Annotated in this window: 13 protein-coding genes; 5 read left to right on the top strand and 8 right to left on the bottom strand. The window is 55.0% G+C overall.

Features of this window, described 5'->3' with window-relative positions:
• Positions 1 to 300: 300 nt before the first annotated feature.
• The 4 genes from OVA03_RS16940 to gatC form a co-directional block, all read right to left on the bottom strand.
• Entirely contained in the window at positions 301 to 1,263 is a 963-nt protein-coding gene (locus tag OVA03_RS16940) for a FecR family protein (protein ID WP_267526201.1), read from the bottom strand.
• Positions 1,257 to 1,739 (bottom strand): RNA polymerase sigma factor, encoded by a 483-nt coding sequence (locus tag OVA03_RS16935; protein WP_267526200.1) that lies wholly within the window; start codon positions 1,737 to 1,739, stop codon positions 1,257 to 1,259. Before OVA03_RS16935 ends, OVA03_RS16940 begins: the two co-directional genes overlap by 7 nt.
• Before the next feature lie 209 nt (positions 1,740 to 1,948).
• Positions 1,949 to 3,433: an Asp-tRNA(Asn)/Glu-tRNA(Gln) amidotransferase subunit GatA gene (gene gatA / locus OVA03_RS16930; protein ID WP_267526199.1), complete on the bottom strand. Its 1,485-nt coding sequence runs from the start codon at positions 3,431 to 3,433 to the stop codon at positions 1,949 to 1,951.
• A 2-nt stretch (positions 3,434 to 3,435) separates the two neighbouring features.
• Positions 3,436 to 3,723: an Asp-tRNA(Asn)/Glu-tRNA(Gln) amidotransferase subunit GatC gene (gene gatC / locus OVA03_RS16925; RefSeq protein ID WP_267526198.1), complete on the bottom strand. Its 288-nt coding sequence runs from the start codon at positions 3,721 to 3,723 to the stop codon at positions 3,436 to 3,438.
• Between the two features lie 178 nt (positions 3,724 to 3,901).
• Between gatC and OVA03_RS16920 the strand changes: the two genes are divergently transcribed.
• A complete protein-coding gene (locus OVA03_RS16920; RefSeq protein WP_267526197.1) occupies positions 3,902 to 4,717 on the top strand; it encodes a 2OG-Fe(II) oxygenase in 816 nt (271 codons plus the stop codon).
• 11 nt (positions 4,718 to 4,728) lie between these two features.
• Here the strand turns inward: OVA03_RS16920 and OVA03_RS16915 are convergent, their stop codons facing one another.
• The 3 genes from OVA03_RS16915 to OVA03_RS16905 all read right to left on the bottom strand — a co-directional run bounded on the left by OVA03_RS16915 (position 4,729) and on the right by OVA03_RS16905 (position 6,088).
• Positions 4,729 to 4,971 (bottom strand): hypothetical protein, encoded by a 243-nt coding sequence (locus tag OVA03_RS16915; protein WP_267526196.1) that lies wholly within the window; start codon positions 4,969 to 4,971, stop codon positions 4,729 to 4,731.
• Positions 4,968 to 5,393 (bottom strand): class I SAM-dependent methyltransferase, encoded by a 426-nt coding sequence (locus OVA03_RS16910; protein WP_267526195.1) that lies wholly within the window; start codon positions 5,391 to 5,393, stop codon positions 4,968 to 4,970. The genes OVA03_RS16915 and OVA03_RS16910 overlap by 4 nt, the downstream gene beginning before the upstream one ends.
• 332 nt (positions 5,394 to 5,725) lie before the next feature.
• Positions 5,726 to 6,088 carry a UrcA family protein gene (locus OVA03_RS16905; RefSeq protein ID WP_267526194.1) on the bottom strand — a complete coding sequence of 121 codons (363 nt, stop codon included), beginning with the start codon at positions 6,086 to 6,088 and terminating at the stop codon, positions 5,726 to 5,728.
• 290 nt (positions 6,089 to 6,378) lie between these two features.
• Between OVA03_RS16905 and ruvX the strand changes: the two genes are divergently transcribed.
• Together ruvX and OVA03_RS16895 are read left to right on the top strand one after the other, a co-directional pair.
• On the top strand, positions 6,379 to 6,849 hold the full coding sequence (gene ruvX, locus OVA03_RS16900) for a Holliday junction resolvase RuvX (protein ID WP_267526193.1): 471 nt from the start codon (positions 6,379 to 6,381) through the stop codon (positions 6,847 to 6,849).
• Positions 6,850 to 6,852: 3 nt separating this feature from the next.
• Complete coding sequence (locus tag OVA03_RS16895; RefSeq protein WP_267526192.1) at positions 6,853 to 7,794, top strand: AEC family transporter; 942 nt, start codon at positions 6,853 to 6,855, stop codon at positions 7,792 to 7,794.
• On the opposite strand, the gene OVA03_RS16890 is transcribed toward OVA03_RS16895, so the two are convergent.
• Entirely contained in the window at positions 7,791 to 8,537 is a 747-nt protein-coding gene (locus OVA03_RS16890; protein WP_267526191.1) for a hypothetical protein, read from the bottom strand. The two genes, OVA03_RS16895 and OVA03_RS16890, sit on opposite strands and share 4 nt — an antisense overlap.
• 281 nt (positions 8,538 to 8,818) lie before the next feature.
• Here OVA03_RS16890 and OVA03_RS16885 point away from each other — a divergent pair, with 281 nt between their 5' ends.
• Together OVA03_RS16885 and pyrC are read left to right on the top strand one after the other, a co-directional pair.
• The gene (locus tag OVA03_RS16885) at positions 8,819 to 9,793 is read left to right on the top strand and encodes an aspartate carbamoyltransferase catalytic subunit (protein WP_189486493.1); all 975 of its coding nucleotides are present in this window, start codon (positions 8,819 to 8,821) and stop codon (positions 9,791 to 9,793) included.
• A 6-nt stretch (positions 9,794 to 9,799) separates the two neighbouring features.
• Positions 9,800 to 11,095 carry a dihydroorotase gene (gene pyrC / locus OVA03_RS16880; RefSeq protein ID WP_267526190.1) on the top strand — a complete coding sequence of 432 codons (1,296 nt, stop codon included), beginning with the start codon at positions 9,800 to 9,802 and terminating at the stop codon, positions 11,093 to 11,095.
• The last annotated feature ends 7 nt before the right edge of the window (positions 11,096 to 11,102 follow it).

Below are 11,102 nucleotides of genomic sequence, written 5' to 3'. Positions count from 1 at the left end.
ATAAACTTTAACAATGTTGATAAACCGCCACGCATCGAATGTGCTTAAACAATTCAGCAAAAACTGAATCATCTGTTTCACAATCAGGCCTAATAAATGCGGCCTCTAAAGTGTTGACGTAATCCGGATGGCAAACCCGCATCCATCGAGCGAAAAAATTTATAATATTTTTGCCGCGGACCTAAAACTAAGACCTGACAGCCTCTGTGGCAGGATGTCTGAACGGCTGGCCTTAAGCCACGGTCGAGCAACCGGCTAAAGCCGCCCTAGAGTTTACGGCCGCCGGCTTGCACTCAACGCTTAAGGAGCGACTTTGCTCGAAAGTGTAACGGCCTTATCCGTATTATTGACGCGCAGATCATAAACGCCGGCCACCGTCTCAACGAAAATCTCAGGCTCGGCGATACGCACAACACCGCTTATTTTTCGCTCAGCCGCACCCTGATCATTTAAGACGATGGATTTTTTGGTGTAGCGGTTAACCTCGGCTATCGCGACATTAAGCGGCGTTTCATCGAATATGATCTCGCCGTTGCGCCAGGCGGTGACGGTCTCTATCTGAGGCCTGTCTAAAACCGGTGCGGCCCCCGTTTCACGCCAGCGATCTCCGGGTGTAAGCGATATTTTTTTAGCCGAAGGGTTAAAGTGGCCGCGCCCGATGTCGACCAGCCCCGACAGCAAGGTCACTTCCATTCCCTGCGCCTCAGACCGCACGACGAACAGCGTGCCGACCGCTTCGACATATTTGTCATTGGCTTCAACAACAAAGGGTCTTTGCTTATCATGGGCGACATTGAAAAGCGCTTCGCCCCGCTCAAGGCGCACCCGGCGAATACCTTTTTCGAAATCCACTTTCAGCACAGAATTTGTATTGAGCACTAACCGGGTGCCGTCCTCAAGACGCACCGTGCGCTGCTCACCAATGCCGGTTTTGTAGGTCGGCGTCATGAAAGCAGAACCGAAACCAAACGCCAGCAAGATAACCGCCGCCATAGCGGCAATCGCTGCGGGCAGACGCCATTTGTTGGGGTGAATAAGGCGCTCAGACGCCCCGTCCCCAGCCACCTGCCCCAATTGCTCCCAGATCAGAAGTCCCTCGGCATAGGCCTCAATATGGGCATCATCTTCAGCCAGCCAGTCATCCATGGCGCCGCCCGCAACCGCCGACATATCAGAAGAGTCGATGATCCAGTGGGCAGCCTGCTGGTTGACAGACGTGCCAGTCGTCTGCTCACGGATGTAAGACACTGATGACCTTACCATTCCTTCATCCAATCCAACAGAAATGCCAATCCCTTTGCCAGCCTTTTTTCGACCGCGCTGACACTAAGGCCGTGCCGTTTGGCTATGGCCGCCACCGTTAACCCCTCAACCCTCTGCGCACGGACAATCTGCCGGGTCAGGGGATCAAGCGCTGCGAAACCAAGGCTTAATCTTTGTAGACGTTGTTTTGAGGCATAAACCTCATCAGGTTGCGGATAATTATCTACGATCGTGTAATTTTCGACCGGCTCCGGGGCCACATCAACGTCCTTGTGCTTACGATATGAATCGATAACCAGATTGACGACGGTACGGGCCAGAAAGCCCTTTACCTGGAGAACCTCATTCGACTTTTGATAGATTTCGAGCCGGATCAGGGCTTCCTGAATAAAATCGTCAGAGTCCTGCGGATTAACGCCCCGGCGCGACAGAACCCTTTTCAAGTGGGTTATGATCTCGGAAACAGAGGTCGTCATCCCCGCCTGAAGCCCTCAAATTTTTAAAGAACCATTCTGTCAAATGGCGTCAAACAGGTATCATAATATAAAATTGTGACGGATAATGTATACCACCATGCGCCTGCGTCTCTCAGGCCCGAACCTCATGACTACCTATTGTAGACGATATTTTTGCGCACACCCACATCAACCAGCATAAAAAACGGGGCCGAAGCCCCGTTTTTCACTTACCACCACTTTGAGGGCTTTTGCGTAAAGCCTGCGGCCTTCTCCAGCACCGAGGCAATGTTGAGGACCGTGCCTTCATCCAGCGCTTTACCGATGACCTGCAAACCCAGCGGCAGACCGTGCTGATCGAGGCCCGCGGGCACCGAAAGCCCTGGCAGACCGGCCAGATTGGTCGTGACCGTGAACACGTCATTCAGATACATCGACACCGGATCGGCGGCCTTTTGCTCATCACCCAGCGCAAAGGCCGATGACGGCGTGGCGGGGGTCAGGATCACGTCGCAGGACTTGAAGGCCTCAGTAAAATCGTCAGAGATTTTCCGCCGGACTTTCAAGGCTTTAACGTAATAGGCGTCATAGAAACCGGCCGACAGCACATAGGTGCCGATCATGATCCGGCGTTTGACTTCCTTGCCGAAGCCCTCTGAGCGCGACAGCTCATAGGTGTCAGTCAGGCTGGTCGCCTCCGGATTGCGATAACCAAACCGCATCCCGTCATAGCGCGCCAGATTGGACGACGCCTCGGCAGGCGCCACGATATAGTAGCACGGCAGAGCGTATTTGGTGTGCGGCAAGGTAATGCGCACGATCTCAGCACCGGCATCTTTCAGCCAGGCAATGCCTTGCTCCCACAGGGCGTCAATTTCCGCTGGAATACCCTCAAGGCGATATTCGTCAGGGATACCAATGCGCAAACCCTTGACCGACTTACCGATAAACTGCGTGAAATCAGGGACTTCGATATCGAGACTGGTCGAATCCTTGATGTCATGCGAGCACATGACATTCAGCATGATCGCCGCGTCTTCGACAGTCTTGGTGATAGGACCTGCCTGATCCAGAGACGACGCGAACGCCACCATGCCAAAGCGCGAGGCTCGGCCATAGGTCGGCTTGATCCCGACCGTGCCGGTGAACGCTGCCGGCTGACGGATTGAGCCGCCGGTATCGGAGGCCGTCGCCGCCAGACACAGATCCGCAGCCACCGCCGCCGCTGAACCTCCCGAAGAGCCACCCGGCGTCAGGGCCTGATTGGAATCTTTGGCCTTCCACGGGTTGACCACCGGCCCCCAGTGCGAGGTCTCATTGGATGAGCCCATCGCAAATTCATCCATGTTGAGCTTGCCCAACATGACCGCGCCGCCCTGCCACAGATTGGCAGTGACCGTCGATTCGTAGGTCGGTATGAAATTGCCCAAAATCTTGGAGCACGCCGTGGTGCGCACACCTTCGGTACAGTACAGATCCTTGATGCCGAGCGGTGCGCCTTCAAGTGCGCGGCCCTCACCCTTGGCCAGTAATTCGTCCGATGCCTTGGCCTGAGCGCGGGCCTTATCAAAGGTCGTCTCGACATAGGCATTGAGTGCGCCGCTGCTGTGCTCAATCGCGCCAATAAAGGCTTGCGTTAATTCGGACGACGAAAACTGCTTGGCTTTCAGGCCGTCCAGCGCGCCTTTGAGGGTCAGTTTGGTAAGATCACTCATGACTATTCGACTACCTTCGGCACGATGAAAAAGCCATCGACGGTTTTGGGCGCGTTTTTAACGACATCGGCGACCTTGCCACCGTCGGATACCACATCATCACGCAACGGAGCGGCGGCGGCCACGGCGGTCGTCATGGGTTCCACGCCGGTCACATCGATCTCATTCAGTTGTTCGATCCAGCCCAGAATACCGTTCAGTTCGCCCGACAGGCTTTCCAGCCGCGCTTCGGGCTCCCGCAGTCGCGACAGGGACGCGACCTTCTTCACCGTTGCCACATCAATGGCCATGAGCTTTAGACTCCATGTAAAATCAATGACAGTGGGTTAGACATTACACCGCGGCTTGACAAGGCCCCGCTTCGCAAAGAGTGCACAATTTGACGCACATAATTTGAGCGCTACCGTCTGGACAGGCCCGTCAAAGCCCGTCACAACTGCGCAGATTCTAGGCGCAGAGGAACCTTCCATGTCCGAAAAGGACCGCTTTATCGCCCTGATCCGCGACGCTCTGATCCGCAATCGCGATGGCCTGATCCGTCAGTGGCAAAAGCCGCACGGCACAAAGACCCGCCATTTTATACTGGATGACCTGCTGCCCACTGCCGACGCGCACCGTATTCATGAGGCGTTTCCGCGAGATGGTGACGGCTTTTTCAACCGCGACACCTTTCGGGAAAAGAAGCGCACCTCAACCGACCTCAGTGGTTATGCCCCCATTTTGTCCGATATCACCTATGCCTTGCAGGATAAGGCTATTGTTAAGCTGATTGCCGATATGGTCGGCTTTGAGGCTATTGAGCCGGACCCCAAGCTGTACGCCGGCGGGTTGTCAATGATGTTCAAGGACGACTTTCTCAACCCGCACATCGACAACAGCCATGACGGCGACCGCCAAAAATACCGGCGTCTGAACCTGCTCTACTATGTCTCACCGGACTGGCAGGCCGATTTTGGCGGCAATCTGGAGTTATGGGACGATGAGCGCAAAACGCCAGTGACGGTCACAGCCCGCTTCAACCGGCTGGCGGTGATGGAAACGACCCGGATTAGCTGGCACTCGGTTAGTCCGGTGATTGCGGATCGTCCGCGCACTTGCGTCTCCAACTATTATTTCTCGGATATTTCGCCGGATCAGTCGGACTATTTCCACGTCACATCCTTTTCCGGCCGGCCAGATGAGCCGATGAAAACCGCGATTGGTGTGGTTGATAATGCCGCCCGCAATCTGGTATCCAAAGCCCTGGGCACCGGCCGCGGACGTGACCGTATCAATAAGACGTAGCACGCACAAGGCTACAATTTTTGAAACAGATACACATCCTGATATATGTTGACCAGATTCCCGACAGGCAAAAAGGCCTTTAATTCAAACCCTTTAGCCATAACCTTGGTCACATATTCATGCGGATGATAGACCCCGCACAGGTTTAAGCCACTCACCTCACTAAAACGAACAACAGGACGCCCTGCATCATATTCAGCTTTCTCGTTTGGGGTAAGTTTAGCCGCGAAACTGTCACCATGGGTTGTAATCAATACATACCCCCCGGCATGGTGACCCGGCTCAGTTCCTGAAACCAAGGCACCTGCAAATCTGCGGACAGATGAGTAAACACAGATATGGCATAAATAAAATCAAAGCTTGCATCTTCGTAAGGCAAGGGCGGTGCGGCTTGATTAATCGCAATATTGGCAAAGCCGAGATTGTTCCGGCTCCAGTCAGCCAACCGCGCATTATAGTCACAACCATGTATTTTCGGCCCTTTAACGCCAGCCCAGTGCCGTAGCACACGCCCGCAGCCGCAGCCAAATTCCAGAACGGACTTCAAATCTTCGAGGCGCACATGCTGTTGCGCCATAATTTGCCGCAAACTTTCGTGTAAAGAACTCCCAAAGTTCAGAAACCAATGCGTGTCCGCACTACCGCCGACCAGAACTCTGAGGCTGGCTGGCGGCAAGGGCAAGCCTTCATCATATATATCCCTCTCCCCCCCCCTCAAGCGTTCGTATCCACTCATAAATTCTAAAAGATACCCCAAGCAGCATAAAACGGCGGGCAAGTCCTAATAATGGGGCCAGCCAGCCCGATCGCTTAAGACTGACAATAGAATCGCCCCAATTTCCCATGCCCACTCACAATCATCCTGATATTTCGACACATTAACCACTAGGGTGGCTCTGGGCGTTTAAGCTATTCCCCCTGAGCATGCATCAAATATTTAGCTGACGCGTCGACAAAATAAGCGCCGACAACGTAACTGCCGGCACCATATGCGCTTCAGGCGGTTCATTAATTAGCGCCGTAAAGTATACCCTTATCGGCATAGATCGTGCGCTGAGCCGTTTTTTCCTCATGCATCGCCGTCAGGGTTGGCTGATTCAGTTGACGCACCGCGCTGGCAAGAGCCGCATCGGCACATTGACGGTCCTGAGCGGCGTAGCGCTGATATTCGCTGTCACACAACGTATAGGCCGTGTTTTTAAGCTGACGATAAACCTTCGCCACCTGCGCGGCATTATTGAAGTTAACCCCCTCAACCGACACCACAGCCTTGGTCGGCGAACGGTCTTTTTCTCCGGCCTGAGCCGCTGATACGCCGACACCAATCAGTGCGGCTGAAACCAGAGCCACCATATAAACTGAACGCTTCATTTTCATTCTCCCGCTTTAAATGAGGCGGCATCGCCTCGGTGCCCACTCAATACACTTACCAATCATTACTTGAAATAACATTTTTATTAAATAATCGTCATACATTACATTGATTTCATTAATTAAATACATTCCATTTATTACACTTTTTTAACAGATTAACTTTTCGTAATGCGTTAAATACTTGTAACAAAATCAACCAGACCAACTTTTGTTAACGCTGCAACAATGCCTGGCGCACCAGTTCCAAAATCGTTGACTTTTCAGCCGTTCAGGCCCACAGCACCGCCATGTCTGTAGTCGATATTACCGAACTGAAAGCCCTGCTGCCTGCCCGCTCAGGCCTGCTGGGCCTAGATCTGGGGGAAAAAACCATCGGCGTGGCGGTGAGCGACATAACGCTTACCATCGCGTCGCCGCTGGAACTGATCAAAAAGACTAAATTTACCCAGGAGGCTGAACATCTGTTTGGCCTGATGAAAACGCGTGAAGCCTCCGGGATTGTGATCGGCCTGCCCGTCAATATGGACGGCACCGAAGGCCCACGCTGCCAGTCGGCACGGGCTTTTGCCCGGAACTTACTGAGATTACGCGACCTCCCGATTGCGTTCTGGGATGAACGCTGGTCATCGTCAGTGATGAACCGCTTTCTGATCGAAGAGGCTGACCTGACCCGCGCCAAACGCGCCGAGGTCATCGATCGATCGGCAGCCGCCTATATCCTGCAAGGGGCGCTCGACCGTATCAAGGGCATGGAATAGGCAATGACGCCGGAGGTTTTCATCAACGGCATTATGCCGGTCTTTCTGATGATCGCCCTGGGGTACGGCCTGAAAAAATCAGGCTTTTTGCCACTGCATGTCTGGAACCCGATTGAGCGGCTGGCGGTCTATGTCTTTTATCCTGGCTTTCTGATCCCCGCCATCTGGCACGCCGACCTCAGCGGTCTGTCCGCCGGGCCGGTCAGCATTGGCGTTACCGCGGCGATGATATTATCGGCAGGTCTGGGCTTTGCGTTAAAGCCGTTTCTGCGCTTGAGCGGCCCCACTTTCACATCGGTGTTTCAGGGCCTGATCCGGTTTAATTCGTTTGTGTTCCTGCCGATCGCCACCGCCATTTTCGGGGATGAGGCCTTGGGATTGGCGGCCATTGCCATGAGCGCGCTCATTCCCTTAAGCAATATGGCCTCGATCATGGTGCTGGCCCGCTGGGGCGAGCTTGAGGGCGACAACCAGCCCGACCGCTCATTCAAGGCCATAGGGCTTAAGCTATTCACCAATCCGATTTTTCTATCGTGCCTGATCGGTCTGTTTCTCAATGCCACCCACGCCCCCAGCGTGCCGTTTATCGACAAAGACCTGAAAATGTTGGGCGATGCCGCTATTCCGACAGGACTGATATTGGCCGGCGCGGGTTTGAGTTTCGGCTATATTTTCAAAAGCCCCGGATTGGTAGTCGCCACGTCGCTGTTCAAGGTCATGGTGGTGCCGATCCTGAGTTGGGGCATCTGCCGCGCTCTGGGTGGGGATGAACTGGCGCAAGGTGTCGCTCTGTGCTGCGGAGCGGCCCCGTGTGCGGCCGTGGCCTATGTGCAGGCCCGCCATATGGGCGGCGACGCCGCCCTCATGGCCGGTATCGTGGCGCTCACGACTTCACTGAGCCTGATCACCCTGCCGATATTGTTATGGTTATTTCATCTGGCTTAGGCGAAGCGCGTTTGCGGTGTTAACTTTGTCAAATCCTCGCCGTGGTTATCAGCAAACAATGCTACCAAACTCAGCCACACTAGCCGCTCATCGAGGCGGGCACCCGCCTGCACCAGCTTATCAGAGTTAAGCCCAGCACTAAATTCCGCGAATTGTCCGAGCGTAATGATATTCTTTGGATATCTTCGAGGTGAAATAGTTTGCGAAAGCAAAGCGGAAATAACCAATACCAAAATCAAGTCGATCAAGAACATCAGAAACACCATGCTGTCAGCGATAAAATCTTGCCACACGGGCAAATTGAGGCGCTTCAGAAAATCTGAAACCCAGAGACACAGCGCCCCAACACCAGTACCGAGAACGATCAAAAGCAACACCTGCATAATCGGGCGCGCAACATCTACTGGACGCCAGCCTGAGTGCTTTTCCATATGCCTAAACAACGCGCCATAGTGAAAGCCTTTTATGTTGCTCAAGGGTGTTGAAGGGGTAAGTCTGCGCCTGATGCCATTTTGGCGCAAATTTTCTCTAAGCCTGTAAAAGGTAATCTGGGTCGCACATTTGCCCCCCGCAGTTGCACCCCCAAGCTTGTTCATGACAAGACCATGCAGACCACCCAAGGTCTCACATCTGAAAAGCTCTTCAGGCGTCAGGGAAATATCGAAGTGCTCGGAAATGAAATCCGCCATATCTTCTTCGGAAAAGTCCTGAAAGACGATACGATAATCTACAGAACTTGGCATGATATCTCCCCAGACCCGATCAGCGAAATGATTGGCAAACCCTATAAAATTGTCAATAAGCGGATTGATCGTACAGAACTCCCCCTGCGGGGCCGCCCGCGCGGTGCAGGGGGAGCTGAATTTTCAACGAAAATTCAGAGGGGGTAAACCGAAGCGTGGAGCCTGTTATTACCCCACCACCGCTGCGCTGTCGCTTGCGGTCCCCCTCCCCTCCAAGAGGGGAGGTTCTAAATGCTATCTCCCCTTGCCACGTCCATCATTGCGGCCTATAGCCCCCTTTTATGACCGATTTCACCGACCAGATTCGTGAGCGGCTGCTGCCGTTCCCCAAACGCCACTTTATCGCGTCGCAGGACCTCGATCCGCCCGACATCATGGCGCTGCTTGATCTGGCCGATCTGTTCGTCGATATGAACCGGCGCTCGACCAAAAAACTCGACCTGCTCAAAGGTCGCACCCAGGTCAATCTGTTCTTTGAGAACTCCACCCGCACCCAATCGAGCTTTGAACTGGCCGGTAAGCGCTTAGGCGCCGATACGGTCAATATGGCCGCCAAGACCTCAAGCGTGGCCAAGGGTGAAACCCTGATCGACACGGCGGTGACACTCAACGCTATGAAGCCCGATCTGCTGGTCGTGCGCCACTCGGCATCGGGTGCGGCAGAACTTCTGGCCCAGAAAGTCGGCTGCTGCGTGATCAATGCCGGCGACGGCCAGCATCAGCATCCGACGCAGGCCCTGCTTGATATGCTGTCGATACGCCGCGCTTTTGGGCATGTGGATGGTCTCACCGTGGCCATCTGCGGCGATGTCGGCCACTCCCGCGTGGCGCGCTCCAATGTCATACTGCTCAACGCGATGGGAGCCAATGTTAGGCTGGTTGGCCCTGCGACCCTCATTCCGGGCGATGCTGACCAATGGGGCTGCGAAGTCTATCACGACATGCGCGAAGGCATTGCCGGGGCCAATGTGGTCATGATGTTGCGCCTTCAGCTTGAGCGCATGGACGGGGCCTTCATCCCCTCAACCCGCGAATATTTCCGCTTCTTTGGCCTTGATCGTGAGAAATTACAGGTCGCCGCCAAGAATGTGCGCGTCATGCATCCCGGCCCGATGAACCGCGGCGTTGAAATCGACTCCGAAGTGGCCGATGATTTGTCGATCTCCCTCATTCAGGATCAGGTCGAAATGGGCGTCGCCGCCCGCATGGCGGTGCTGGCCTCGCTGGCCGCGCGTCTCGAAGCGGAGGGGAAGTAACCCGTAATGACATCTCAACCCCTCGCCCTTGTGAACGCCCGCCTGATTGACCCCGACAGCGGTTATGATGGTCCGGGCTCGGTCATCATTGCCGAAGGCGTCATCGCTGACGTCATTTTCTCCGACGTGCCGCCTTCGGGTAGCGCGGACTATAAGGTCATCGACTGCGACGGTAACCTGGTCTGTCCCGGCCTGATTGATCTGAGGGTCAAGACCGGTGAGCCCGGCCATGAGCAGAAAGAAACCTTAAAATCAGCGTCGTTAGCGGCGGCGGCGGGTGGCGTGACCTCGTTTGTGGTGCAGCCCGACACCCATCCGGTCATTGATGAACCGGCCATGGTCGATTTTATCCTGCGCCGTGCCCGCGATATCGAGCTTGTCCACGTCTACCCTGCCGGTGCTGCCACCAAGGGCTGCGATGGCAAGACCATGGCCGAGATCGGCCTGATGAATGAGGCCGGGGCGCTCTACTTCACCGATGTCGATCAGCCAATCATTAATACCAAGGTCTTTGGCCGCGTCCTCGCCTATGCAGGCGGGTTTAACGCGCTTGTGGCGCACCGCCCCAAGGAGCCGTGGCTGTCGGACGGCGCGGTTGCGACCTCCGGCGAAATGGCGTCGCGCATGGGCTTGTCGGGGGTATCAGCCCTAGCGGAGCGCATCGCGCTTGAGCGCGATCTGGCCATGGTCGAACTGACCGGCACGCGGCTTTTGGTCGATCAGATATCAACCGCCGCGTCGGTGGAAACCCTGAAACGTACCAAGGCCAAGGGCCTGGAGGTCTATGCGTCGGTCAGCATCAACCATCTGGTGTTCAACGAATTTGACATCGGCGATTACCGCACCTTCTACCGCCTTGATCCGCCGCTTAGGGCCGAATCCGACCGGGTCGCCCTGGTCGATGCGGTTGAGGACGGCGTGATCGACGTCATCGTCTCCAACCACTGCCCGGCCCCCGCAGAGGATAAGCGCCTGCCGTTTTCGCAGGCCACCCCCGGCGCTATTGGCCTTCAAACCCTTCTGGCCGCCCTCATCGGCCTGCATTTCGACCGCGATATCCCGCTGATTGACCTGCTGCGAACCGTGACCATCAACCCGGCGCAGATACTGGGCCTTGAGGCCGGACGGTTGAAAAAAGGCGCGCCTGCCGATATCATTGTGGTCGATGTCGATGCGCCGTTTGCGTTGCGCGAAAAAGACATATTGTCAAAATCCAAAAACTCGCCGTTTGAAAACCGCACCCTGCAAGGTAAGGTCTTAAAAACGCTGGTGGATGGACGAATCGTCTACGCCGCCGATTAAGGACAAA

It is taken from the genome of Asticcacaulis sp. SL142 (assembly GCF_026625745.1).
Classification (GTDB): domain Bacteria; phylum Pseudomonadota; class Alphaproteobacteria; order Caulobacterales; family Caulobacteraceae; genus Asticcacaulis.
Note: the sequence above shows the minus strand (reverse complement) of the source record. Positions and strands in the feature narration are given on the sequence as shown.